Below are 24253 nucleotides of genomic sequence, written 5' to 3'. Positions count from 1 at the left end.
CCTCCGCCATCGCCTTCACCCTCGGCGGGCTGCTCCCGCTGCTGGCGATCCTGCTGCCGCCGGCGACCTGGCGCGTCCCGGTCTGCGTGGTCGCGGTCCTGATCGCNCTCGGGATCGCCGGCTGGGCCGGCGCCCGCCTCGGCGGCGCCGCCCCGCTCAAGGCGATGCTGCGCGTCGTCATCGGCGGCGGCCTCGGACTCGCCGTCACCTACGGCATCGGCATCGCCCTCGGCACCGCCGTCGGCTGAGCCGACGCGGACGGGGCCGCCGACGCAGCACCGTCGTAGCCGGGACGCAACACCGGCACGATGGGATCCCGGGGTCCTCCTCGCCGAGAGTCGGGAGTCCCCCGTGACCGACGCCGTGACCGACGCCGTGACCGACGCCCCCGCCCCGGCCGACCTGGTCGTCGCCGGTGCCGATCTCGTGGTCCTCTGCGACGACGCCGGCCGCGAACTCCCGGGCGGCTGGGTCGCGATCACCGGGGGCACCGTCACCGGCGTCGGGACCGGCCCGCCCCCACCCGCGGTCGAGACCCTCGACGCCACGGGCTGCCTGGTGACGCCCGGCCTGGTGAACACGCACCACCACCTCTACCAGAACCTCACGCGGAGCCACGGGCCCGCGATCCGCGGCGGCCTGTTCGCCTGGCTCACCACGCTCTACCCGCTGTGGGCGGGTCTCGACGAGGAGGCGTCCTACCTCGCCGCCCGCGTCGGGCTCGCCGAGCTGGCCCTCGGCGGGTGCACGACCACCACCGACCACCTCTACGTGGCCCCGGCCGGCGGCGGGGACCTCTGGGCGGCCGAGATCCTCGCCGCGCGCGAGGCGGGGATGCGGTTCCACCCCACCCGCGGCTCCATGACCCGCTCGGTCGACGACGGCGGGTTGCCACCGCGCTCGGTGGTGCAGGACGACGACGCCGTGCTCGCCGACTCCGAGCGCCTCGTCGCGGCCCACCACGACCCCTCCCCCGGGTCGATGTGCCGGGTCGCGCTCGCGCCGTGCTCGCCGTTCAGCGTCTCCCCCGAGCTCATGACCCGGACCGCGGAGCTCGCCGAGCGGCTCGACGTCCGCCTCCACACCCACCTCGCCGAGGACGCCGACGAGGACGCCTACTGCCTCGAGACGTTCGGGCGCCGCCCGGTGGAGCACTTCGAGGAGGTGGGCTGGCTCGGCGACCGCAGCTGGGTCGCGCACTGCCTGTTCCCCTCCGACGACGAGATCGCCCGGCTCGGCGCGGCCGGGACCGGCGTCGCCCACTGCCCGTCGTCGAACGCCGTCCTCGGGAACGCCCGGATCTGCCCGGTGCCCGACCTGCGGGCGGCGGGCGCCCCGGTCGGGCTCGGGTGCGACGGCTCGGCGTCGAACGACGCGGCGTCGCTGTGGCTGGAGGCGCGGCAGGCCCTGCTCGTCGGCCGGCTCCGGGCCGGTCCCGCCGCGATGAGCGCCCGGGACGTGCTCACCCTGGCGACGCGCGACGGGGCCCGCTGCCTGGGGCGGGCCGGGGAGATCGGGCAGCTCACCGTGGGCGCGGCGGCCGACCTCGTGGTCTGGCCGCGGACCGGCCTCGCATACGCGGGCGCGCTGACCGACCCGGTGGAGGCCTGGCTGCGGTGCGGCCCGACCGCCGCCCGCGACACCGTCGTCGCGGGCCGCTTCGTGGTGCGCGACTCCCGGCCGGTCGCCACCGATCTCGACGACGTCCTGGTGCGCCACCGCCGGGCGGCGGAGCGCATCCAGGGCGTCGGCTGAGCGGCGCGGTCCGAGCGGCGCCGCGTCTCAGGCCCGGTGGCGGGCCACGCCGTCCTCGGACTCCCGCGCGGCGGGCGCCGTTGCCCCCTCGTCGGGCGGCGTGCCCCCGGTGACCGCGCCGGCCTGCACCGCCTCCTCCACGGCCCCCGCGCGGCGGGGGAAGTTCGGCAGCCAGTGGTTGAACACGAGGTTCAGCACGAACACCACGATGACCGTCGAGGTGATGGAGGACCCGAAGATCACCTGGAAGTCGGACGAGAAGTGCTGGTAGAACTTCGGCTGGATCGTCGGGATCAGGCCGATCGAGAACGACACGGCGATGATCAGCAGGTTGTGGTTGTTCGGCCCGCCGAAGGTCACCTTGTGCAGGGTCTGGATGCCGACCGCGGTGACCATCGCGAACATCACCGTGGCCGCGCCGCCCACCACCGGTCCGGGCAGCGCCGCCACCACCGCGCCGACCTTGGGCACCAGGCCGAGGATCACGAGCCCCACGCCGCAGACCGTGACCACCCACCGGCTGCGGACGTTCGTCATGCTCACCAGGCCGACGTTCTCCGCGTAGGCGGTGTCGGGGAACGAGTTCATGAAGCCCGCGAGGAAGGCCGACAGCCCGTCCACGGCGAGGCCGCGGGCGAGGTCGTTCGGGCGGAGGTCGCGGCCGGTCAGCTCACCCACTGCGAGCATGTCGGCGGTCGACTCGACGTAGGTCACCAGCATGACGATGCACATCGAGATGATCGCCGCGGCGGCGAACTTCGGGGGCCCGAAGTGGAACGGCGGGGCGATCCCGAACCAGCCGCTGGAGCCGACCGAGGAGAAGTCGACCAGGCTCATCGGGATGGCGATGATCGTGCCCAGGACGATCGCGATGAGGACCGAGGTCTGGCCCAGGAAGCCCCGCAGGAACCGGGCGAACACCACGATCATGAGCACGACCACGCCGGCGAGCACGATGTGCGAGACCTGGCCGGCGTCGGGGTTGGTGACCATCGCGACCGAGCCGTCGGAGCCGAGGAACGGCTGGCCCGCTGCGTTCAGCTGGGGGATCTGCGGGGTGAAGGTGGAGGTCTTGTCGCCCGCGATGAGCCCGATGTTGGCCCCGATCAGCGAGAGCCCGATCATGGCGATGACCGTCCCCGTCACCAGCGGCGGGAAGTACCGGATCACCATCGAGAACGGCTTCGCGATGATGAGCCCGAAGACGCCGGCGATGATCATCGCGCCGTAGACGTAGGGCAGGCCGTCCCGGCCGCCGTACGAGTTGGCGATGATGATCATCGGGTTGAGGACCGTGAAGGTGGCCCCGGCGACCACGGGCAGCTTCACGCCGAGGATCCGTCCGATGCCGGCGGACTGGATGATCGAGGCGATCCCGCACACCAGCAGGTCCGCGCTGACGAGGATCGCGATGTCGGACTCGTCGAGCCCGACCGCCGGACCGACGATCAGGGGCACCGCGATCGCCCCGGCGTACATGATGAACAGGTGCTGCAGTCCGAGGACGAGCAGCCGTGGCAGCGGCAGCAGCTCGTCCACCGGGTGGACCGGTGGGGTCGCCGGGTCGTCGGTCCGGGTGGGTGAGGCCATGTCGTCTCCCGGTCGCGCCTGAGCACCCGGGTGGTCGGGTGCGCGGACCCCGAACATGACGAGGTGCTGTGACGGCCGTGAGGCGGGCGTGTGTCGAGCGGGGCAGATGTTGCGATCACCGCGCCGATTCGCCGTATTCGTCCGATTCTCGGGTCAGGACGTCGCGCGTGTGCGCGTCGGCCGGGACGAACGATTCGATCGACAGTTCGTCGAGGGTGACGTCGAAGGCCGCGCCGAAATGCGTGATGGTCGAATGGAAGTGCAGGTCGCCGTACTCCGGGTGCCCGAGGTGCAGCGGCAGCATGAGCTGCGCGGCGCGGTCGAGCACCCGTACCGACCCGACCTCGGGGACCCAGGGCCGGACCTCCTCGCGCAACGCGACCAGCCGCGCGTCGCCGGTGAGGTCGACGAGCCGGTCCAGCCGGTGGAGCAGGTGCGCGGACCACGCCGCACGGTTGCGCACGTCGAGCGCGTCGGGGTGCAGGGCGAGGCGGTAGACGTTCAGCGGCGGCGCGAGCCACCGCTCGTCGACCCCCGCGAGGAGCACCCCGACGCCGCGGTTGGTCAGCACCACGTCGCCGCACCGGTCGACCACGAGGGCCGGGTAGGGCTCGTGGCCCCTGAGCAGGTGCGCCAGCGCCTCGCGCACGCCGGAGAGGTCGTCGAGCGCGGACTCGCCGTAGCTGGGCGCGTAGCCCGCGGCGAGCAGCAGCGCGTTCCGCTCCCGCAGCGGGACCTCGAGCCGGGTCGCGAGGTCGAGCAGCAGCGCACGGCTGGCCTGCGCCTTCCCCGTCTCCACGCAGCTGAGGTGACGCGTCGACACGTTCGCCTCCAGCGCGAGGTCCAGCTGGCTCCGACGGCGGCGCGTGCGCCAGCCCCGCAGCATCGCCCCGGCGGTCGTCATGGGAGGCGACGCTAGAAGGCCCCGGTCACGGGTTCCATGACCTCCCGGGTCATGGCCGCACCGTGATGCCGCGCAGGAGGGCGTCGACGAGACGCGTGGCCAGCGCGGCGTCGACGAGTTCCCGGGTGAGCAGGAGCCGGAAGTGGACCGGGCCGACGAGCATCTCGACGGCCAGCCGCGGGTCGACCGTGCCCGGCAGTTCCCCGCGCGCCACGGCCCGGGTGATCATGGCCGTCGAGCCCGCGGCCCGTTCGGTCCAGAAGCGCCCGCGGGCCTCGGCCATGGCGGGCCCGTCGCCGAGCACGAGCACCTGGTCGAGCGCCCGGCCGACCGGCGTGGCGAGGAACCGCGCGAGCGCCGTCGCGTAGGCCACCAGGTCGTCGCGCAGCCGCCCGGTGTCGGGCACCGGCAGGCGCTGCTCGCTCGTCTGCAGGAGGGCGTCGACGAGCAGGCCCTCCCGGGTGCCCCAGCGACGGTAGATCGACGTCTCGTGCACCCCGGCGAGCGTGGCGACCGCCGCGATCCGGAAGTCGGCCAGGCCGCGCGCGAGGAGCACCTCGACGGCGGCGTCGAGGACGGCCGCGCGGACACGGGCCGACCGGCCGCCGGGACGGCGGCGGACCTCCACGTCGCCCATCTCGAGGAGCTTAACGCAAGTCCGATTGTCTTAGCCCCGGTCACGACCCACACTCCGCGCAGGACCCCGACGACCCGAGGGAGCATCAGTGCAGATCGACCGCGACGTCCTCGTCCCCACCCGCGACGGGACCCCGGTCCTCGTCGACGTGTTCCGCCCCGACGACGACGGGCCGGTGCCGGTCATCACCTGCATCAGCCCCTACGGCAAGGGCGTGCACTGGCCCGAGCGCTACCCGCAGTACGAGCACGTTCCCCACCACGAGTACATGGTCTGGGAGACCCCGGACCCGGTGTGGTGGACCGACCGCGGGTACGCGGTGCTGCGCGCCGACACCCGTGGCACTGGCGCGTCGCCCGGTCGCCTCGACCTGTACGGCCCGCAGGACGCCGAGGACTACTACGACGTCGTCGAGTGGGCGGGCACGCAGCCGTGGTCGACCGGGAAGGTCGCCTCCAGCGGCATCTCCTGGCTCGCGATGACGGGGTGGCGGGTCGCCGCCCTGCAGCCCCCGCACCTCGCCGCGCTCGTCGCCTGGGAGGGCTCGACCGACTTCTACCGCGAGTGCGCCTACCAGGGCGGGCTGTATACCCGCGGGTTCATCGACTTCTGGTGGGCCCGCCAGATCGAGCCGCAGCGCACCGGCCCGGAGGGCGAGGACTGGCGCGAGGTGCTCCCGGCCCACCCGCTGTTCGACGACTACCACCGTGCCCGGGCCACCGACCTGGAGAAGATCGACGTCCCGCTGCTCTCCGGCGCGAACTGGGGCGGGGTCCAGCTGCACTTGCGCGGCAACGTCGAGGGCTGGCGCCGGGCCGCGTCGGAGCACAAGTGGCTCGCCGGCTTCACCGGCACCCACATCGACCCCTACTACGAGGACTGGGCGCTGGACCTCCAACGGCGCTTCCTCGACCGCTTCCTCAAGGACGAGGCCGACCGCATGGACGACGTCGCATCCGTCCGGCTCGCGATCCGGCACGGCCGCGACGTCACGTGGCGCGACGCGGCGGACTTCCCGCTGCCGGAGACGGAGTGGCGGGAGCTGTACCTCGGCGAGGGCACCCTCGACTGGGCACCGCCGGCGTCGGAGGCCTCGGTGCCCTACCCGTCGACGTTCGACACGGCGCCGCTCACCGAGCCCCTCGAACTCACCGGTCCGGTCGCGCTGCGGCTCTGGCTCACCGCGGCGCAGGACGACCTCGACGTGCTCGTGCGTGTGCACCACCTCGACGCCGACGGCGTCCCGATCCCCGCCATCGGGCCGCAGGGCCAGGACGTGCCGATGGCGATGGGGTGGCTGAAGGCGTCCCACCGCGAGACCGACCCGGAGCGCTCCGAGCCCTCCCGCCCGTGGCACCCGCACGAGCGGGAGCTGCCGCTGGTGCCGGGCGAGCCGACGCTGCTCGAGGTCGAGATCTGGCCCACCAGCATCGCCCTCGCCCCGGGGGAAACCGTCCGGCTGCAGCTCGTCGTCGAGGACTCCGAGCTCGGCACGATGGCCCACGACCACCCGGACCTGCGTCGCCCGGCCGTCGGTGCCGTCGTGCACGTCGGGGGCGACCGCGCCTCACACCTGCTCGTGCCGGTCATCCCGCCCGCCTGATCGACACCCACCAGCGTTTCCCGTCCGGGCGCAGGGCATGGTTCTCGGGTGACCTCCGTGGACCTGGCCGTCCAGATCGCCGCCGACCCCGACCGGGTGCGCGCCACCCTGCCCGGCGCGGTGGCCACCTGGCTGCGCCCGGCGGGGCTCGAGGCGCGCGCCGACGGCGAGATCGTGGTGGTCACCGCGGACGAGCCGGTCCGGGTGACCGAGCACGACGGCGGGCTCACCACCGAGATCGACGACCCCGACGCCACCATCACCACGGCCTGGACCATCGAGGGCCGGGCCGACCGCACCACCGTGGTGACCTGCCGCTCGACCGGGGCGCCGGACGAGCCGGGCTTCGCCGAGCGCATGACGACGGCGCTGGTGGCGCTGGCGGCCCACCTCGAGCACTTCCCCGACCCGCCCGGCACCGAGGTGCACGCCTGGGGGCCGTCGCGCGGTCGGACGCGGGAGTCCACCCAGGAGCAGGCCCACGCCCGGTTCCTCTCCCAGGTGGGCGTGGTGGCGCCGCGCCAGGAGTTCCACACCTTCCGGGGCCTGCCCGCCATGTCCGGGACCTGCCTGGAGCGGCGCGGCGGCCACCGCCACAGCGCCGCGGTGCTGCTCCTCGACGACCCGATCCCCGGCGTCGCCGTCCTCGCCACCAGCGGCACGCCGCCGGTGCACGAGGTCCGCGCGCTGCTCTTCGGCGACGCGACGGTGGCCGAGCGGCTGCAGGCGCAGTGGGCCGCCTGGCTCGCGGCCGCCTGAGCCGCCACCCGCCGTCAGGACCGTGAGGGGAGGTTCCGGGCGCTCTCGTGGCGCGAGGGTTCCCCTCGCGCCGGCCGGGGGCGACCGCCCGGCAGCCCGAAGCGCACCGAGACGCCTGGTGAGAAGTGCACGAGGTCCGGCTCCCGGCCCGCCAGCTGCGGGAACCCCGCCGCCGCGACCAGCTCGTCGTCGAACGCGGTGAGCTCGGCCCGGCGCAGCGGCCACGGCTCGTGGACGTTGGGCACGTAGAGCGGCAGCCCGAGGTGGCGCTCGTGCAGGCCCCAGCGGGCGGTGAGGAACGTCGTCAGGTCGTCCTCCACCGGCTCCGCGGGCCGGACCCGTACGAGGCTGCGGTGGCCGCCGACCACCGTCGTCGCCCGGTACGTGAACTCCTCGTGGGTGTGCTCGAACGCCATCCGCGCCCAGCGGTAGGGCAGCCCGAACGCCGCCTGCGCCCCCAGCACCACCGCGAGCCGGTTCGCGTCGAGCGACCGGAAGACGATGCCCCGCCGGCCCCGCCCGTCGACGGTGTAGAGCCGGACGTTGGTCTCCAGGAACGTCCCGAAGAACGGGATCGACGGTCCGCGCGAGACACCTGCACCGACCATCCGGAACGGGATCAGCCCGACGTAGGTGACGCCGTCGACCACGTCGGGGAGCACCCTGGGCGGCAGGAACGGGGCCACCTCGTCGGGCGGGAGCGCCCAGTGCAGGAAGGCGGCGTCCTGCCAGGACTGCGTCATCATCGTGGGCCCGCGGAAGGGCGGGGCCGTGGCGTCGACCGGCTCGGGGATCACCGGACGGGAGTGCCCGCGGACGGGTTCGGGAACATCACGATGTGGCCGATACCGACCTGACGTTCCCCCGGGGATTCTTCGACCGCTCCGACGCCCGCGACGACGCCGTCTTCTACGGCCCGCCGCGGCTGGTGCAGCACATCGACGACGCCGCCGTCGCGGCGGTGAGCGCCTTCTACGACGAGGTGGGGGTGGACGGCGACGTCCTCGACCTCATGTCCTCGTGGGTCTCGCACCTCTCCACGCCGCCGCGGCACCTCACCGTGCTGGGGATGAACCACGCCGAGCTGCGCGCGAACACGTGGGCGCACGAGCGGGTGGTGCACGACCTCAACGCCGACCCGACGCTCCCCTTCGCCGACGCCGCGTTCGACACGGTGGTCAACACCGTCTCGGTCGACTACCTCACCCGCCCGGTCGAGGTGTTCCGCGAGGTCGCCCGCGTGCTGCGCCCCGGCGGGCAGTTCGCGATCACGTTCTCCAACCGCTGCTTCCCGACGAAGGCGGTGCGCGGCTGGCTCGCCACCGACGACGCCGGCCACGTGCGCATCGTCGAGGGGTACTTCGCCGCCTCGGGCGCCTTCGCCGAGCCGGTGACCGAACAGCGGCCGTCGGCCGGGGACCCGCTCTTCGCGGTGCGTGCGACACGGTTGTGAGGGGGTGTACGAAGGACCCATGGCCCTGACGCGCTTCGGCGGACCGCTGTCGAGGAACCTCCCCGAGACCCGCACCTTCACCGTCGAGGGCCCGGCGCACTCGCTGCTGCTCCAGCCGTTCCGGCGCCGCGTCCGGGCGGTGGTCGACGACGTGGTCGTGCTCGACACCGTCGGCGGGTCCCTGCTCTTCGAGACCGGACTCGGGCCGCAGCTCTACGTGCCCGAGGCCGACGTCCGGGCCGACCTGCTCTCCCCCAGCGACACCTCCACCCACTGCCCGTTCAAGGGCGACGCCACCTACCGGAACCTGACCGTCGGGTCCCGCACGATCCCCGACGCGGTGTGGGCCTACCCCGACCCGAAGCCGGACGCGGCCTGGCTGGCCGGGCTCGTCGCGCTGCCGATGAGCGCGGCGGACCGGTGGTACGACGAGGACGTCGAGGTGCTGGGCCACCTCCCCGACCCCTACCACCGCGTCGACCTGCGCCCGACGAGCCGGCGTGTCACCGTCACCGCGCCGGACGGGACCGTGGTCGCGTCGACGACGTCGGCGGTCCTGCTCGACGAGACCGGCCTCGACGTGCGGTTCTACGTGGCGCGCGACGACGTGACGGCCGAGCTGGTCGCGACCGATACCACCACGGTGTGCCCGTACAAGGGCGTGTCGAGCTACTGGTCGGTGCGGACCGGCGACACCACCGTCGTCGACGGCGCGTGGTCCTACGAGACGCCGCTGGACGAGTCGCGCGGGATCACCGGCCGGGTGTGCTTCACCGACGACTTCACCGTCACCGTCGAGCGGGCCTGAGTACCGGCCCGGAACCGACCTGGAAGCGGCTCAGTCCTCCGTCGCCAGCAGGAACTCGCGCAGCGCCTGCGCCTGGCCCGCGCGGCGGGCGGTCTCGGTGATGAGGTGCAGCAGGATCCACCGCAGCTCGATGTGGCCGCGGCGGTCGTCGCGGACGGCGTCGTCGAGCGACTCGGCCCCGGCCAACGCGTCGCGGCCCTTCTCGCACACCTCCTGGTAGGCCCCGATCAGGGCCCCGGGGTCGTCGAGCTCGGAGAAGCGGAAGGGCGCGTCGGTGTCGTCGACGTAGCTGAACGTGTAGGCGGCCCGCCCGCCGCGCTCCCCCCAGCGTTCGACCAGCCAGGTGCGTTCGAGGTCGGTGAGCAGCCGCACGATGCCGACCAGGGAGGCGCCCGAGTCGGGCACCCGGCGGCGCAGGGCGCGGTGCGGCAGCCCGTCGAGGCTGAGGACGACCTGGGCCCGAAAGTAGTCGAGCCAGCCCTCGAGCGACTCGCGCTCGTCGGCCACCTGGGGTGGTTGCAGGCGGCGGACCGGCGTCCGGAAGACGATCTCGTCGTCCACCGGGTGGTGGCCTACGGCCGGGACGTCGACGTCCATCGAGGGGTGCTGGGGCTCGTCGATGCTCACCGTGGTCCCGCCGTCCGGGGTCCCGGGCGGTGGGCCCCGGGACGTGATCGCGGCGGCCCAGCATGCCCGGACCGGTCGCGCGCGACAAGACGGCCGGTGGGTGACGGCGTCGTCGCGGCCACGCGGGTCAGGTCGAGGGCAGGGCGACGAGGGCCTCCAGCGCCGGCAGGGCGGCCGCGAGCGCCTCGCGCTGCTCCTCGGGCAGCCGCTCCAGGCGCTCGGCCAGCATTGCCGTGCGCTCGGTGCGCAGCCGGTCGATCATGGCCCGGCCCGCCGCGGAGAGCTCCACCAGCGCCGAGCGCGCGTCCTGCGGGTCCGGCGTGCGGACGAGTAGCCCGGCGTCGTCGAGCGCGGCGAGGACGCGGCTCATCGTGGGCGGCGTGACCGCCTCGCGGCGCGCGAGCTCGGAGAGCCGCAGCGGTTCGTGTTCCTCGAGGGTCACGAGCACCGAGGTCTGCAGCGGGGGCAGGACCGCCCCGGAATCGACCCGGATGCGCCGGTTGAGCCGGCCGACGGCGAGCCGGAGCCGCGCCGGGAGCATCGGGTCGTGAGGATCGATGCGCTCCCCCACACCCAGGGGGGAGGCCGCGAGGTCGGACGAGGTCGTTGCCATACCTCAGCATCCCATCCCGAGCATCCGGAGGTCACCACCGGTCGCGTATTTCCTGCCGCTTTCGTCCGATTCGCCGCTGGCGTAGTAGCCCGATCGGCCGCACCGGTCAGAGTTTGCGCAACCGGATCCGTCGCACGGCGTGATCAGGTCCCTTGGTGAGCACCAGACCGGCCCGTGACCGGGTCGGCGCGATGTTCTCCCGCAGGTTCGGGCCGTTGATCTCGTCCCAGATCTGGGAGGCCCGCTCCCGGGCGGCGTCCTCGTCCATCTCGGCGTAGCGCCGGAAGTACGACGCCGGGTCGCGGAACGCCGTCTCGCGCAGCGCGAGGAACCGCTCGATGTACCAGCGCCGCACGTCGGTGGGGTGCGCGTCCACGTAGATCGAGAAGTCGATGAGGTCGCTGACCGCCAGCGCGCTGGCCCGCTCCCCCGTCTGCGGGGCCGGCTGCAGGACGTTGAGGCCCTCGAGCACGAGGATGTCCGGGCGCGCGACGGGGCGCTGCTCGTCGAGCACGTCGTAGACCAGGTGCGAGTAGACCGGGGCCGGGACCTCGGGCTTCCCCGCCTTGATGTCCGAGACGAACCGGAGCAGTGCCCGCCGGTCGTAGGACTCCGGGAAGCCCTTGCGCGCCATGATCCCGCGCCGCTCGAGCTCGGCGTTGGGGTGGAGGAAGCCGTCGGTGGTCACCAGGGCGACGTTCGGGTGGTCCGTCCATCTGGCGAGGAGCAGCCGCAGCAGGCGCGCGGTCGTCGACTTGCCCACCGACACCGATCCGGCGATCCCGACGACGAAGGGCGTGCGCTCCTCGTCCTGGCGCAGGAACGTCCGGTACGCCTCGAGCAGGCCGGCGCTGGCCCGCACGTGCAGGTCCAGCAGCCGGGACAGCGGCAGGTACACGTCGCGGACCTCGTCGAGATCCACCGGGTCGCCGAGGGATCGCAGCTCCTCCAGCTCGGCCGCGGTCAGGGGGAGGTCGCCGGACTCGTCCCGCAGAGCCGCCCAGGAGGCGCGGTCGAAGTCGACGAACGGGGACCCGCTCATGAGGCGCCATTCTCGTCACGGACACCGGGCCGACCGCCACCGGCTGTCCGCCAGGTCACGGCCTGCATCAATTCCGGTCGGCTCCCCGGTACCCCAGCTGCCGCACCGACTGCACCGCGTACTCCACGACCACCACGTGCGGCGGGAGCCCCAGGACGTGCACCACCCCGGCGGCGACGTCGGCCGGCTCGAGTCCCTGGTCGTGCATCCGCTCGCCGAACTCGCCCGCGTTCTCCTGGCCCGCCACGAGGTCGGTGGCGACGAACCCGGGCGAGACCGTCGTGACCCGGACCCCGCGCGGTCCGGCCTCGAGGCGCAGCGTCTCGGCGACGGCGTGGGCGGCGTGCTTGCTCGCCGCGTAGACGCCGCCGGCGGCCGAGGCGACGCGGCGGCCGGACATCGAGGAGATCACCACGACGGTGCTCCCCGGGCCGAGGTGGGGCAGCACGGCCCGGGCGGCGGTCAGCAGCCCGGTGACGTTGACGTCGAGCACGCTGCGCCAGACCTCGGGATCGGTGTCGGCGACCGTTCCCAGCGCCATGACCCCGGCCGCGAGCACCACGTCGTCGATGCCGCCGAGCTCGGCCGCGACCGACGCCACGGCCGCGCCGGTCGATCCGGCGTCCGTCACGTCCGCCACCGCGACGGCCGCGCCGCCCAGCGAGGCGGCCAGCTCGTCCAGCCGGTCCCGACGACGCGCCACGAGGCCCGGGCGGGCCCCCGCGGCGCCCGCCGCCGTCGCGATCGCGGCACCGATCCCGGACGAGGCGCCGACGACGAGGACCCGGCGACCGGTGAGACTCTCCACCCGTCCAGCCTAGTGAGCGGCGCTGATCACGACGCGGCGTGCGGTGGCCCCCGCCCGTAGGCTGACGTCCGTGGCGAAGACGGCGACGAACGACCGGGTCGGGCGCGAGGAACTGATCGAGTTCCTGCGCTCGCGGCACAAGGCCATCGTGGTGACCCGCCGGGGTGACGGCGGCGACCAGACCTCCCCCGTCACGCTCGGGATCGACGCGGAGGGGCGCCTGCTGGTCTCGACCTACCCGGAGCGCGCGAAGGTCGCCAACATCCGCAAGGAGCCGCACGTCGCGATGTGCGTGCTCTCCGACGACTTCGACGGTCCGTGGGTCCACGTCGAGGGCACCGCCGAGGTGCTCGACCTGCCCGACGCCCTCGACCCGCTCTGCGAGTACTTCCGCTCCATCTCCGGCGAGCACCCGGACTGGGACGAGTACAAGGACGCCATGGCGAAGCAGGGCAAGTGCATCATCCGGCTCACCGTCGAGCACTGGGGTCCGATCGCGACGGGCGGGTTCCCCGCGCGCCTGAACAAGGGGTAGCTCTCCTCGTGGACGTCCTGCTCTCCGTCCTCGGCCTCGTCGGGGTCGTCGCGGTCACCTTCGGCACGGCGGTGTTCGTCGCGGCCGAGTTCTCGCTGACCACGCTCGAGCGCAGCCAGGTCGACCACCACGCCGCGGAGGTGGGTGACCGGCGGGCGAAGACCGTCGCGAAGGCCCACCGCAACCTGTCCTTCGAGCTCTCCGGGGCCCAGCTCGGCATCACGATCACCACGCTGGTCACCGGGTACCTGGCCCAGCCCGCGATCGCGACGCTGATCTCCCCGCTGCTCGAGGACATCGGGCTCCCCGCGGGCGCGGCGGGCGGCACGGCGGCCGTCGTCGCGCTGGTCCTCGCGACCGCGCTGTCGATGGTGTTCGGCGAGCTGGTGCCGAAGAACCTCGCGATCGCCGACCCGCTGCGCACCGCACGGGCCGTGGCGGGCATCCAGGCCGGGTTCTCGAAGGCCCTGGCGTGGTTCATCGGCGGGCTCAACGGCGCGGCGAACTGGATCGTCCGCCGCCTCGGGGTGGAGCCGGCCGAGGAGCTGCGCTCGGCCCGGTCGCCGCAGGAACTCGGGTCGCTGGTGGCGACCAGCGCCGAGCAGGGCACGATCGACGAGGGCACCGCGGCGGTGCTCACCCGCACGCTGCGCGTCGCGGAGCGCACCGCCGACGAGCTGATGACCCCGCGGGTGCGGGTGGTGACGCTGTCGCCCGACGACACCGTCGACGACCTGCTCGCCGCGGCGATCCGCACCGGCTACTCGCGGTTCCCCGTGGTCGACGGCGACCTCGACGACGTCCGCGGCGTGGTCCACGTCAAGCAGGTGTTCGCCGAGCCGCGCTCGCGGCGGGGCCAGCAGTTCCTGCGCAACCTCATGCGCACCGCGACCACGGTGCCCGACTCCCTCGACGGCGACGAGCTGCTCGACCGGCTCCGCGGCACCGGCTTCCAGCTGGCGGTGGTGGTCGACGAGTACGGCGGGGCGGCCGGGATCGTCACCCTGGAGGACCTCGTCGAGGAGATCGTCGGCGACGTCCGCGACGAGCACGACCGCGGCGAGGCCGCCCGGTTCCGCGAGACCGGCGACGACACCTGGATCGTCTCGGGCACCCTGCGCCCGGACGAGCTGGCCGAGGTGGTCGGCTGGTCCTTCCCCGACTCCGAGGTCTACGAGACCCTCGCCGGGTTCCTGCTGGCCGAGCTGGGACGCATCCCCTCGGTCGGCGACACCGTGACCCACGAGGGCTGGCACATGGCGGTCACCCGCATGGACCGGCGCCGCATCGCCGACGTCCGGATCACCCGCCCCTCCGAGGCCGGGACGGCCGAGGCGGAACGGGAGACGGCGGGGACCACGACGTGAACGACTACGTCGCCCTGCTCGCCATGGTCGGCCTGCTGCTGGCCAACGCGTTCTTCGTCGGCGCCGAGTTCGCGCTCATCTCCGCCCGGCGCGACCGGCTCGAGACGATGGTGGACGCCGGGACCTCCGGGGCCGCGACGGTCATGCGGGCCACCGAGCACCTGTCGATGATGATGGCGTCGGCGCAGCTCGGGATCACGATCTGCTCGCTCGCACTCGGGTCGCTCGGCGAGCCGGCGCTGGCGCACCTGCTCGAGGCGGTCTTCGAGCCGGTCGGGGTGCCCGACGCCCTGCTGCACCCGATCGCCTTCGTCATCTCGCTGCTGATCGTCACGGTGCTGCACATCGTCATCGGCGAGATGGTCCCGAAGAACATCGCCATCGCCGGCCCGGAGCGCACGTCGGTGTGGCTGGTGCCGCCGCTGGTCGCGTTCCTCAAGGTCGCCCGGCCGATCATCTACCTGCTCAACTGGATCGCCAACCACGTGCTGCAGCTGCTCCGGGTGGAGCCCCGGGACGAGCGCGAGTCGGCCTTCACGCCGTCGGAGATCGCCGAGATGCTCTCAGAGTCCCGGCGTGAGGGGCTCCTCGACGCGTCGCAGACCGAACGGCTCACCCAGGCCCTGCAGACCGCGGAGCGCACCGTCGCCGACGTGCTGATCCCCCGCGAACGGCTGACCGTGCTCCCCTCGCGCCCCACGGTGGGCGCGCTCGAGGAGGCGGTGGCGAGCACCGGGTTCTCCCGCTACCCGGTGCAGGCGCCCGAGGCACCGGACGCCCACCCGCGCCTCGACAGCCACGCGCTGGAGCCCGGTACCGAGCCGCTGCTGCCCGAGCAGAGCGGGGTCGCGCCGAGCGTGGAGCTGGACGGCTACCTGCACATCAAGGACGTCCTCGACCTGGACGGCGGCCCCGAGCAGGTCGTCCCCGTCGACCGCGTACGGGCCCTGCCACGGGTGACGGTGACCGCCCCCGTCGACGAGGCGCTCGCCTCGATGCGCCGGGAGGGCTCCCACCTGGCCCGCGCGGTCGACGACGACGGCGCGACGGTCGGCGTGGTGGCGCTGGAGGACCTCATCGAGGAGTACGTCGGGACGGTGCGCGACTCCACGCACGCCACCCGCAGCGGCCGCTCCTAGGACCTCGGTCCGGGCACGCATGGCCGAGCCGCCCCGCGGGGACCTGAGCGACATGGTCGACAGCGCGCAGCCCCGCACGGACGTCCTCGTCGTCGGCGGGGGGATCAGCGGGATCGCGTGCGCCCGGGCCCTCACCGCGGCGGGCGTGCCGGTGCGGGTGCTGGAGCGCAGCGGCCGCGTCGGCGGGCGGCTGGCCAGCCCCCCGCTCCCCCGCGGCTCCGCCGACGGCGACGCCCGCCCGGTCGACCTCGGCGCCGCCTACTTCACCGTGAGCGACGACGAGTTCGCCGCCCAGGTCGCCGACTGGGAGCGCCGCGGCCTCGCCCGTCCCTGGACCGACACGCTCCGGGCCTACGGGCCCGACGGGTCGGCGGAGAGCAAGTCGGGTCCGCAGCGGTGGGCCGCGCCCGGCGGGCTCCGCACGCTGGTCGCCGACCTCGCGGAGGGCCTGACGGTCGAGACCCACCGCGAGGTCGCCGCCGTCACCCCCGGCCCGACCGTCGACGGCGAGCCCGCCTGCGCCGTCGTGCTCGCGATGCCCGACCCGCAGGCCGCCCGGCTGGTCGGCGCCCCGTTGCGCGCCGCCGCCGCCGTGGCCGGGCAGGAGTGGGAGCCGGTGATCGCGGTGGCACTCGGCTACGCCGCGCGCACCTGGCCCGACCTGCCCGCCGCCTTCGTCAACGACCACCCGGTGCTCTCGCTCGTCGCCGACGACGGGTCGCGGCGCGGCGACGACGCCCCGGTGCTCGTCGCGCACACCACCGGCGACCTGGCGCGCCGGCACCTCGACGACCCGGACGGCGTGATCGACGAGGTGGTGGGCGCGGTCGGCGACCTGCTCGGCCTGACCGAGGCGCCCCGCTGGACCCACGCCCACCGCTGGACCTTCGCGAGCCCCGCGGAGCCGCACGACACGGCCGAGGACGCCCCGTTCCACCTCGACGACGACCTCGTCGCGGTGGTCGGCGACGGCTGGGGGTCGCCGAAGGTCGAGACCGCCTGGCGGTCCGGCACGCTGCTCGGCCGCGCCCTCGCGGCCCGCGTCACCTGCTGAGACCGCCCCGCTCACCGTCCTGAGCGGCTCCCTGAGAACCCGGGCCCGCTCGTCGCGCCGGCGGGTCCGGCCGTCGTCGTCGCCCTCGATGACCACTGCTCTGGCTCTAGCGTGGGTCAAGGAGAAGTCACGGGAAGGTCACGGCATCGACTCCCCATCGAGCCGTGAGTGGTCCTTCCACGCCGGACCGGCCGACCCCGACGGCCGGTCCGGCGGGCGTCTCCGGACGAGACGGCTCCCCGACCCCGGAAGGTCCTGCGTGTATCGGCACCGCTCCCCGGCGCCGGCGCGTCGATCCCCGTCCCGCTCCCCCGCGGAGCGTGGCGGGGTCCCGACCGCCGACGCCATCTCCTTCGAGCGCGGCGCCGACCCGGACGTGCCGGTTCTGCGGTCCTGCACCTGATCCGTCCGGTGAGGGTGCGCGGATGCCCCTGGCCCCGCCCGCCCACGCCCGGCTGCGCCGCCCACCGACCCCCGGCGCACGGGCGGCGGACCGGTGACGGTGCTGGTGGGGCTCTCGCCGCGGGCGCGGGACGACGCCGGGGGTGCCGTCGGGCTGGGCGCCCGGCTCGCCCGGGCCTGGGACGAGGAGCTGGCCGTGGCCCTCGTCGTCACGCCAGGGACGGACGCCGACGCCACGCCGGCGTGGGCGGCGGTCGCGGGCGTGCTCGCCGCGACCGGGCTCGCGGCGCGGCGGGAGACCGTCCACGGCCGCTCGGTGGCCGAGGCGCTCGTCGCCGCCGCGGGCGCGCAGGACGTCACCGCCGTCGTGCTCGGGACCGACGCCGACCGCTCCGGCCGGATCGCGACGCGCGTCGCCCGCAGCTCCCCGGTCCCGGTGGTGCTCGCCCGCGGCGGCGGCTCCTCGGTGCCCGGGCTGCCGATCGACCGCGTGACCTGCGCGTTCGACGGCACCGCGGCCGCGACGGCGCTCCTCGCCGCCGCGGCCGATCTCGCGCGCCGGTCCGCCGCCTCGCTGCGGGTGGCGTCGTTCGCGGTGCGACGGGGACGGACGATCCCGTCGGAGGTCGGGCCGGACGTCGAGGACCCGGTGCTCGCGGCGTGGTCGGCGCAGATCGCCGCGGCCCAGCGGGAGGCCCTGGCGACGCTGGGCCTCGAGGGCGCCGAGACCGGGGTCCACGTCGGCACCGGATGGGACGCCGCCGTGCACGCCGCGTCCTGGACCGAGGCGGATCTCCTCGTGGTCGGCGGTTCCCCGCACGCCGCCACCCGGTTCTTCCTGGGCGACCGGGCCGGTGCGATCCTCGCGGCCGCCCCCGTCCCCGCCGTGATCGTGCGTCCCTGACGGGGACTTGACGTCGGACGCACCGGCCGTATCAGGTGTCGGTCATGTCGACGACGACGCCGGACACCGCGATCGGGAGACGGACCCTGCGGAAGGTCGCGCTGCGGGTGATGCCGCTGCTGATGCTCCTGTACTTCGTCAACTACCTCGACCGCGTCAACATCGGGTTCGCCGGGCCGAACGGCATGAACCGCGAACTCGGGCTGACCGCGACGGCGTTCGGCCTGGCGTCGGGCATCTTCTTCCTCGGCTACCTGCTGCTGGAGGTCCCGTCCAACCTGGCGCTGCACCGCTTCGGGGCGCGCCGCTGGCTCGCGCGCATCCTCGTCTCGTGGGGGGTGATCGCGACGGCGATGGCGTTCGCCCCCGACGGCACCGTGCTGATCGTGCTGCGCTTCCTGCTGGGCGTCGCGGAGGCCGGCTTCTTCCCCGGGATCATCCTGTACCTGACCTACTGGTTCCCGGCCGAGCAGCGGGCGCGGGCGGTCGCGATGTTCATGGCGGCCGTGCCGGTGTCGACCGCGGTGGGTTCCGTCGTCTCCTCGCTGATCATCTCGGGCGGCGAGGGCGTCCTCGGGCTGTCCGGCTGGCGGGTGATGTTCCTGCTCGAGGGCATCCCTGCGATCCTGCTCGCGGCCGTCACGTTCGTCGCCCTCATCGACCGTCCCCGGGACGCCCGCTGGCTCGCCGACGACGAGCGGGCCTGGCTGACCGAGCGCCTCGAGGCCGAGGCCCGGGACACCGCGGGCGGCGGCCACTGGCCGCTGCGCCGGGCCCTGACCAGCCCGCGCATCCTGGCGCTGGCCTTCGTCTACTTCGGCGTCACCTACGGGCTCTACGCCCTCGGCTTCTTCCTGCCCACGATCGTCGCGGGCTTCGAGCAGCAGTTCGGCACGAAGCTCTCGGTGGTCGAGCGCGGGGCGGTGACCGCCATCCCGTATGTGGTCGCGGCCGTCGTCATGGTGCTCTGGGGGCGGCGGGCCGACACCGCCCGCACCGTCCGGGCCACCGCCTGGTACGTCGCGGCCCCGGCCCTCGTCGGCGGCGTCGCCATTCCGATCGCGCTCTACCTGCACTCGCCGTGGACGGCGATGGCGGCCGTGACGGTCTGTGCGGTCGGGGTGTGCGCGGCGCTCGGCCCGTTCTGGGCGCTGCCCTCGCGGTTCCTCACCGGCGCAGCCGCGGCCGGGGGGATCGCGCTGGTGAACTCGCTGGGCAACATCTCGGGGTTCGCCGCCCCGTACGTGACCGGCTGGCTCTCCGACCTGTCCGGCTCGCAGCGCGCGGGCCTCTGGGTGGTGGGCGTGTGCATGGTCGCCGCGGCCGTCGTGGCCGTGCTCGTCGGCACGCGGATCGCCCGGGAACGGGGCGGGGACGGCCGTGGCGCCGCCGACGGTGTGCCGGCGGGCACCGGTGCTGACCGAAGGGCACCCTCCGTCGAATAGACGGGCCGCAGGCGCCCTTCGCCACCCCGGCCCCACTCGAGCGAAGGGCCCCTCCGGTCGATCTATCCGACCGAAGGGGCCCTTCGCTCGAGCACGGGGCGGTCAGGCCTCGGCCAGCTCCTCCAGGGGCGGGCAGGAGCAGACGAGGTGCCGGTCGCCGTGCGCGGAGTCGATGCGCCGGACGGGGACCCAGATCTTGTCGGGACGACCCGCCGGCGGGAAGGCCGCCTCCTCGCGGGTGAACGGGTGCGTCCACTCGTCGACGAGCACCGAGCGGGCCGTGAACGGGGCGTGGACCAGCGGGTTGTCGTCCGCGGGCCAGTCCCCCGCCTCCACGCGCGCGATCTCGGCGCGGATCGCGATCATCGCGTCGCAGAAGCGGTCGATCTCGGCGAGGTTCTCCGACTCGGTGGGCTCCACCATGAGCGTGCCGGCCACCGGGAACGACATCGTCGGGGCGTGGAAGCCGTAGTCGGCGAGGCGCTTGGCGACGTCGTCGACGGTGACGCCCGAGGACTTCGTCAGCGGCCGCAGGTCGAGGATGCACTCGTGGGCGACGAACCCGCCCGGGCCGGTGTAGAGCACCGGGAAGGAGTCACGGAGCCGGGCCGCGACGTAGTTCGCCGCCGCCACCGCGGTGAGCGTCGCGCGACGCAGGCCGTCGACGCCCATGAGCCGGACGTAGGCCCAGGAGATCGGCAGGATCGACGCCGAGCCCCAGGGCGCGCCCGCGACCGGGCCGATCCCCGTCTCCGGTCCGGCCGACGGCTGGGCCGGGTGGTTCGGCAGGAACGGCGCGAGGTGCTCGGCCACGCCGATCGGCCCGACGCCGGGCCCGCCGCCACCGTGCGGGATGCAGAAGGTCTTGTGCAGGTTCAGGTGGCTGACGTCGGCGCCGAAGCGGCCCGGCCGGGCGAGCCCGACGAGCGCGTTGAGGTTGGCGCCGTCGACGTAGACCTGGCCGCCGGCGTCGTGCACGGCGGCGAGCACGTCCCGCACCCCCGGCTCGTACACGCCGTGCGTCGACGGGTAGGTGATCATGATGGCGGAGAGCTGCTCCCCGACCTCGCCGATCACGCGCTGCAGGTCGTCGAGGTCGACGTCGCCCCGCTCGGTGGTCTTCACGACCTTGACCCGCATGCCCGCCGAGATCGCCGACGCGGCGTTGGTGCCGTGAGCCGAGGACGGGATGAGGCAGACGTCGCGGTGCAGGTCGCCGCGGGAGTGGTGGTACGCCCGGATGGCGAGGAGCCCGGCGAGCTCGCCCTGCGAGCCGGCGTTGGGCTGCAGCGACACGGCGTGGTAGCCGGTGAGGTGCACCAGCCAGGCCTCGAGGTCGTGGATGACCTGCAGCATCCCCGGCGCGTCCGACTCGGGGGCGAACGGGTGCAGGTTCGCGAAGCCCGGGTAGGTGATCGGCTCCATCTCGGCCGTGGCGTTGAGCTTCATCGTGCAGGAGCCCAGCGGGATCATGCTGCGGTCGAGCGCCACGTCCTTGTCGGAGAGCGCGCGCAGGTAGCGCAGCAGCGAGGTCTCGCTGCGGTGGCGATGGAACACCGGGTTCGTCAGGTACGACGACGAGCGCACGAGCCCCGCCGGCACGGCGTCCTCGGTGGCGGCGTCGAGATCGGGGATCTCCACCTCGCCGGCCCCGAACGCGCGCCAGAGCGCGGTGAGGTGCTCGCGGGTGGTGACCTCGGAACAGGACACGCCGACGTGGTCGGCGTCGACCTCCCGGACGAGGACCCCTTCCCGACGACAGGCGCCGGTCACCTCCGCCGCCTGCCCCGGCACGCGGACGAGCACGGTGTCGAAGAAGTCGCGGTGGACGACCTCGACGCCGCCCTTGACCAGCCCCGCCGCGAGGACGGCGGCCATGCGGTGGGTGCGCCGCGCGATGTCGGCCAGCCCCGACGGGCCGTGGTACACGGCGTACATCGAGGCAATGACGGCGAGCAGCACCTGCGCGGTGCAGATGTTGCTCGTGGCCTTGTCGCGGCGGATGTGCTGCTCGCGGGTCTGCAGGGCGAGCCGGTGCGCGGGGTTGCCGTCGGCGTCGATGGAGGTGCCGACGAGCCGGCCCGGCAGCTGGCGGGCGAGCTGCTGGCGGACGGCGAGGAACCCGGCGTGGGGTCCGCCGAAGCCCAGCGGCACCCCGAAGCGCTGGGTGGAGCCGACGGCGACGTCCGCGCCCTGGTCGCCGGGCGGGGTGACCATCGTGGCGGCGAGCAGGTCGCACGCGACGACGACCTGGGCCTTGCGCTCGTGGGCGGCGGCGATGATCGCGGTGTGGTCGCGCAGCGCGCCCGACGACCCGGGCGCGGCGAGCAGGAGCCCGAAGAAGTCGCCATCGGGGAGATCGGCGGTCGCGTCGACCAGCTGGATCGTGATGCCGAGCGAGTCGGCCCGGGTCCGCAGCACGGCGATGGTCTGCGGCAGCGTGTCGGCGTCGACGAGGAAGCGGTCGCCCTGCTTCTTCACCACACGGCGCAGCAGCATCATGGCCTCGACGGCCGCGGTGGACTCGTCGAGCATGGAGGCGCCGGCGACGTCGAGGCCCGTGAGGTCACAGACGACGGTCTGGAAGTTCAGCAGCGCCTCGAGCCGGCCCTGGCTGATCTCGGGCTGGTACGGGGTGTAGGCGGTGTACCAGGCCGGGTCCTCGAGCATGTTGCGGCGGATCACCGGCGGGGTGATCGTGCCGTGGTAGCCCAGCCCGAGCATCGGCACGAGGGTGGTGTTCGACCCGGCGAGGGTCCGCAGCTCATCGAGGACCTGCGCCTCCGTGGCGGCCGGCGGCGGCACCTGGTCCCGCGTGCCGCTGGTCTCCCAGTCGGCGGGGTCGGTGCGGATCGACGTCGGCATGGCGGCGTCGGCCAGCTCCTCGAGCGAGCCGACGCCGACGGTGTCGAGCATCCGGGCCAGCTCACCGGCGTCCGGCCCGATGTGGCGCTCGGAGAACGGCCGGCCGTGCTCGAGGGCGGCGAGGGAGAGACGGTCACTGCTGGGGCTCACGCGGGGCCTCCCGGCATCCGGCGGTCAGGGTCACCCCGGCACGCGCCGCGACGGGCGCACCGGGATCCCTCCCCCTCTGCCACTGCCCACCTGGGTCCTGCGCGGGCGCCTGAGAGCTTCACCGGACCTCGACCCCGACGTCGGGCGTCGGGCCGGCTTGCACCATCGGCGGGCGGGCACCGTCATCGCTGACGGAACCCACCGCTTTCCAGAGGCGGTCTGACCCACGCGGTACGGGATGCCTGAGAGATTCCGGGGAGGAGTTGCTCCTTCGGCGCCTGCGTCCAGAGGCTTCTGACTGCAGGACTCTCCCGCGTGGGGTGAGCGACCAACGGAGCCGAGGTTACCGTCGCGGCTACGCCGTGTCAGCCCACCGGTGGCGTGAGGTCTAGCCCGCCGTGCGGGCGCCGCGGGCGCGCCGCGAGGCCAGCTCGTCCTCCGGGGCGTGCTCGACGACGGCCGCGCCGGCCCCCGCGCGCTCGGCCGGAAAGTGCGCGATCGAGCCGGACAGCTCCCGCATCGCCCCGCCGACGGCGATCCCGAAGACGCCCTGCCCGCCTTGGAGCAGGTCGACGACCTCCTCCGGGGAGGTGCACTCGTAGACGGTGACGCCGTCGGAGAACAGCGTGATCCGGGCGAGGTCCCGCACGCCGTGGCGGCGCAGCTGCTCGACCGCGGTGCGGATGTTGTTCAGCGACACCCCGGTGTCGAGGAGGTTCTTGACCACCTTGAGCACCGCGAGATCCTTGAAGGAGTACAGCCGCTGCGAGCCCGACCCGGTGGCGGTGCGGATGCTCGGCACCACGAGCTTGGTGCGGGCCCAGTAGTCCAGCTGGCGGTAGGTGATCCCGACGATCTGGCAGGCGGCGGGGCCGCGGTACCCCAGCACGTCGTCGTTCGGGCCCTCACCGAAGAGCTCGTCGGGGAACAGCGATCCCTGCTCCCCCGCGGGGCCCAGCGGCTGCAACGAGGCACCCTGCTCGGGCCGCTCATCGGCTCCCGCCACACTTGCCTCCTCGACCCCGTCGGCCGGCTTTCCGGCCCTGGTCAGAGACCGTACGAGGGGCGTCCGCAGGGGTCAACGCGACGCGCGGTCAAGTCTCTACCTGAACTTCACGGTGAGACGAGCGGCGCGTCGGGGGCGACGCGCCGTCCGTGCCACCGCCACGGAACCCGGTGGTCGAGCTCCGCTGCTCGGTCTCCTACGTGCCGGCGAAGTCCTCGGGCGACACGGTGTCGAGGAACTCGCGGAACTTCTCGACCTCGTCCTCCTGCTCGTCGGGGATGACGAGCCCGGCCTCCGAGAGCACACCCTCCTCGGCGTGGATCGGCACGCCCACCCGCAGCGCGAGCGCCACGGAGTCGCTCGGCCGGGCGGAGACCCGCACGTCGCCGTCGAAGACGAGCTCCGCGTAGAAGGTTCCCTCCTGCAGGTCGGTGATCCGCACCTGCTCGAGCCGCCGGTCCAGCGCTCCCAGGACGTCCTTGAGCAGGTCGTGGGTCAGCGGCCGCGCCGGCTTGACACCCTGCTGCTCGAGGGCGATCGCGGTGGCCTCGACCGAGCCGATCCAGATCGGCAGGTAGCGGTCACCGTCGGACTCCCGCAGGAGGAGGATCGGCTGGTTCGCAGGCAGTTCGACCCGTACGCCCACGACACGCATCTCACTCATGCGTCTCGCCTCCTGTTCGGCCGTGGTGCGTGAGGGACGCACCGTGATCTCCGAAGATCGCCCCGGCAGCAGCGACCGGAGTCGACGGCGCGAACGCTACACGCTCCGGGGCCTCCCGGGGCG

At 73.9% G+C, this 24253-nt stretch carries 23 protein-coding genes and 1 riboswitch; of the genes, 12 read left to right on the top strand and 11 right to left on the bottom strand.

Annotated elements, in window-relative coordinates:
• The first annotated feature begins 8 nt into the window (after positions 1-8).
• Positions 9-248 (top strand): VIT1/CCC1 transporter family protein, encoded by a 240-nt coding sequence (locus A3CO_RS0111140; RefSeq protein WP_084681724.1) that lies wholly within the window; start codon positions 9-11, stop codon positions 246-248.
• A 103-nt stretch (positions 249-351) separates the two neighbouring features.
• Positions 352-1755 (top strand): 8-oxoguanine deaminase, encoded by a 1404-nt coding sequence (locus tag A3CO_RS0111135; RefSeq protein WP_018332323.1) that lies wholly within the window; start codon positions 352-354, stop codon positions 1753-1755.
• A gap of 27 nt (positions 1756-1782) precedes the next feature.
• Here A3CO_RS0111135 and A3CO_RS0111130 read toward each other — a convergent pair whose 3' ends face one another.
• The 3 genes from A3CO_RS0111130 to A3CO_RS0111120 form a co-directional block, all read right to left on the bottom strand.
• Positions 1783-3345, bottom strand: a complete 1563-nt coding sequence (locus A3CO_RS0111130; protein ID WP_018332322.1) for a nucleobase:cation symporter-2 family protein — start codon at positions 3343-3345, stop codon at positions 1783-1785.
• A gap of 115 nt (positions 3346-3460) precedes the next feature.
• Positions 3461-4249, bottom strand: coding sequence for a helix-turn-helix transcriptional regulator (locus tag A3CO_RS0111125; RefSeq protein ID WP_018332321.1), 789 nt, complete (start codon positions 4247-4249; stop codon positions 3461-3463).
• A gap of 49 nt (positions 4250-4298) precedes the next feature.
• Entirely contained in the window at positions 4299-4886 is a 588-nt protein-coding gene (locus A3CO_RS0111120; RefSeq protein ID WP_018332320.1) for a TetR/AcrR family transcriptional regulator, read from the bottom strand.
• Between the two features lie 88 nt (positions 4887-4974).
• Between A3CO_RS0111120 and A3CO_RS0111115 the strand changes: the two genes are divergently transcribed.
• Both A3CO_RS0111115 and A3CO_RS0111110 read left to right on the top strand, forming a co-directional pair.
• Positions 4975-6489 (top strand): CocE/NonD family hydrolase, encoded by a 1515-nt coding sequence (locus tag A3CO_RS0111115; protein ID WP_018332319.1) that lies wholly within the window; start codon positions 4975-4977, stop codon positions 6487-6489.
• Positions 6490-6537: 48 nt separating this feature from the next.
• Entirely contained in the window at positions 6538-7248 is a 711-nt protein-coding gene (locus A3CO_RS0111110) for a hypothetical protein (RefSeq protein WP_018332318.1), read from the top strand.
• Positions 7249-7262: 14 nt separating this feature from the next.
• Here A3CO_RS0111110 and A3CO_RS31555 read toward each other — a convergent pair whose 3' ends face one another.
• Positions 7263-8045 (bottom strand): YqjF family protein, encoded by a 783-nt coding sequence (locus A3CO_RS31555; protein ID WP_018332317.1) that lies wholly within the window; start codon positions 8043-8045, stop codon positions 7263-7265.
• A 41-nt stretch (positions 8046-8086) separates the two neighbouring features.
• On the opposite strand from A3CO_RS31555, the gene A3CO_RS0111100 reads away from it, so the two are divergent.
• Together A3CO_RS0111100 and A3CO_RS0111095 are read left to right on the top strand one after the other, a co-directional pair.
• Positions 8087-8701, top strand: a complete 615-nt coding sequence (locus A3CO_RS0111100; protein ID WP_018332316.1) for a class I SAM-dependent methyltransferase — start codon at positions 8087-8089, stop codon at positions 8699-8701.
• Positions 8702-8720: 19 nt separating this feature from the next.
• Positions 8721-9509: a DUF427 domain-containing protein gene (locus A3CO_RS0111095; RefSeq protein ID WP_018332315.1), complete on the top strand. Its 789-nt coding sequence runs from the start codon at positions 8721-8723 to the stop codon at positions 9507-9509.
• Positions 9510-9539: 30 nt separating this feature from the next.
• Here the strand turns inward: A3CO_RS0111095 and A3CO_RS0111090 are convergent, their stop codons facing one another.
• From A3CO_RS0111090 to A3CO_RS31550, 4 genes are all read right to left on the bottom strand, one after another.
• Positions 9540-10136: a mycothiol transferase gene (locus A3CO_RS0111090; RefSeq protein ID WP_018332314.1), complete on the bottom strand. Its 597-nt coding sequence runs from the start codon at positions 10134-10136 to the stop codon at positions 9540-9542.
• 127 nt (positions 10137-10263) lie between these two features.
• A complete protein-coding gene (locus A3CO_RS0111085; RefSeq protein WP_157647414.1) occupies positions 10264-10749 on the bottom strand; it encodes a MarR family winged helix-turn-helix transcriptional regulator in 486 nt (161 codons plus the stop codon).
• A 106-nt stretch (positions 10750-10855) separates the two neighbouring features.
• Complete coding sequence (gene coaA, locus A3CO_RS0111080; RefSeq protein WP_018332312.1) at positions 10856-11791, bottom strand: type I pantothenate kinase; 936 nt, start codon at positions 11789-11791, stop codon at positions 10856-10858.
• 67 nt (positions 11792-11858) lie between these two features.
• A complete protein-coding gene (locus tag A3CO_RS31550; protein WP_018332311.1) occupies positions 11859-12599 on the bottom strand; it encodes an SDR family oxidoreductase in 741 nt (246 codons plus the stop codon).
• A 70-nt stretch (positions 12600-12669) separates the two neighbouring features.
• On the opposite strand from A3CO_RS31550, the gene A3CO_RS0111070 reads away from it, so the two are divergent.
• The 6 genes from A3CO_RS0111070 to A3CO_RS0111040 all read left to right on the top strand — a co-directional run bounded on the left by A3CO_RS0111070 (position 12670) and on the right by A3CO_RS0111040 (position 19445).
• The gene (locus A3CO_RS0111070; protein WP_018332310.1) at positions 12670-13134 is read left to right on the top strand and encodes a PPOX class F420-dependent oxidoreductase; all 465 of its coding nucleotides are present in this window, start codon (positions 12670-12672) and stop codon (positions 13132-13134) included.
• Positions 13135-13142: 8 nt separating this feature from the next.
• Positions 13143-14501 carry a hemolysin family protein gene (locus A3CO_RS0111065; RefSeq protein ID WP_018332309.1) on the top strand — a complete coding sequence of 453 codons (1359 nt, stop codon included), beginning with the start codon at positions 13143-13145 and terminating at the stop codon, positions 14499-14501.
• Positions 14498-15640: a hemolysin family protein gene (locus A3CO_RS0111060; protein WP_018332308.1), complete on the top strand. Its 1143-nt coding sequence runs from the start codon at positions 14498-14500 to the stop codon at positions 15638-15640. The genes A3CO_RS0111065 and A3CO_RS0111060 overlap by 4 nt, the downstream gene beginning before the upstream one ends.
• A 19-nt stretch (positions 15641-15659) precedes the next feature.
• Positions 15660-16694, top strand: a complete 1035-nt coding sequence (locus tag A3CO_RS0111055) for an NAD(P)/FAD-dependent oxidoreductase (protein ID WP_018332307.1) — start codon at positions 15660-15662, stop codon at positions 16692-16694.
• Between the two features lie 496 nt (positions 16695-17190).
• The gene (locus A3CO_RS31545; RefSeq protein WP_018332305.1) at positions 17191-18000 is read left to right on the top strand and encodes a universal stress protein; all 810 of its coding nucleotides are present in this window, start codon (positions 17191-17193) and stop codon (positions 17998-18000) included.
• A gap of 44 nt (positions 18001-18044) precedes the next feature.
• On the top strand, positions 18045-19445 hold the full coding sequence (locus A3CO_RS0111040; RefSeq protein ID WP_051085919.1) for an MFS transporter: 1401 nt from the start codon (positions 18045-18047) through the stop codon (positions 19443-19445).
• A gap of 102 nt (positions 19446-19547) precedes the next feature.
• Here the strand turns inward: A3CO_RS0111040 and gcvP are convergent, their stop codons facing one another.
• From gcvP to A3CO_RS0111025, 3 genes are all read right to left on the bottom strand, one after another.
• Entirely contained in the window at positions 19548-22460 is a 2913-nt protein-coding gene (gene gcvP / locus A3CO_RS0111035; protein WP_018332303.1) for an aminomethyl-transferring glycine dehydrogenase, read from the bottom strand.
• A gap of 219 nt (positions 22461-22679) precedes the next feature.
• Positions 22680-22784, bottom strand: a riboswitch (glycine riboswitch).
• Positions 22785-22848: 64 nt separating this feature from the next.
• A complete protein-coding gene (locus A3CO_RS0111030; protein WP_018332302.1) occupies positions 22849-23466 on the bottom strand; it encodes a MerR family transcriptional regulator in 618 nt (205 codons plus the stop codon).
• Positions 23467-23662: 196 nt separating this feature from the next.
• On the bottom strand, positions 23663-24130 hold the full coding sequence (locus tag A3CO_RS0111025) for a bifunctional nuclease family protein (RefSeq protein WP_026204493.1): 468 nt from the start codon (positions 24128-24130) through the stop codon (positions 23663-23665).
• Positions 24131-24253: the final 123 nt, after the last annotated feature.

Origin of the sequence: Actinomycetospora chiangmaiensis DSM 45062, assembly GCF_000379625.1 — a bacterium.
Taxonomy (GTDB): domain Bacteria; phylum Actinomycetota; class Actinomycetes; order Mycobacteriales; family Pseudonocardiaceae; genus Actinomycetospora; species Actinomycetospora chiangmaiensis.
This window is presented reverse-complemented; position numbering and strand designations above follow the sequence as displayed.

Excerpts from the sequence above, each read along its gene's own strand:
- A3CO_RS0111025 (WP_026204493.1), bottom strand. The coding sequence starts at position 24,130 with ATGAGTGAGATGCGTGTCGTGGGCGTACGGGTCGAACTGCCTGCGAAC.
- A3CO_RS0111095 (WP_018332315.1), top strand. The coding sequence starts at position 8,721 with ATGGCCCTGACGCGCTTCGGCGGACCGCTGTCGAGGAACCTCCCCGAG.
- coaA (WP_018332312.1), bottom strand. The coding sequence starts at position 11,791 with ATGAGCGGGTCCCCGTTCGTCGACTTCGACCGCGCCTCCTGGGCGGCT.
- A3CO_RS0111040 (WP_051085919.1), top strand. The coding sequence starts at position 18,045 with ATGTCGACGACGACGCCGGACACCGCGATCGGGAGACGGACCCTGCGG.
- A3CO_RS0111055 (WP_018332307.1), top strand. The coding sequence starts at position 15,660 with ATGGCCGAGCCGCCCCGCGGGGACCTGAGCGACATGGTCGACAGCGCG.
- A3CO_RS0111125 (WP_018332321.1), bottom strand. The coding sequence starts at position 4,249 with ATGACGACCGCCGGGGCGATGCTGCGGGGCTGGCGCACGCGCCGCCGT.
- A3CO_RS0111120 (WP_018332320.1), bottom strand. The coding sequence starts at position 4,886 with ATGGGCGACGTGGAGGTCCGCCGCCGTCCCGGCGGCCGGTCGGCCCGT.
- A3CO_RS0111085 (WP_157647414.1), bottom strand. The coding sequence starts at position 10,749 with ATGGCAACGACCTCGTCCGACCTCGCGGCCTCCCCCCTGGGTGTGGGG.
- A3CO_RS0111130 (WP_018332322.1), bottom strand. The coding sequence starts at position 3,345 with ATGGCCTCACCCACCCGGACCGACGACCCGGCGACCCCACCGGTCCAC.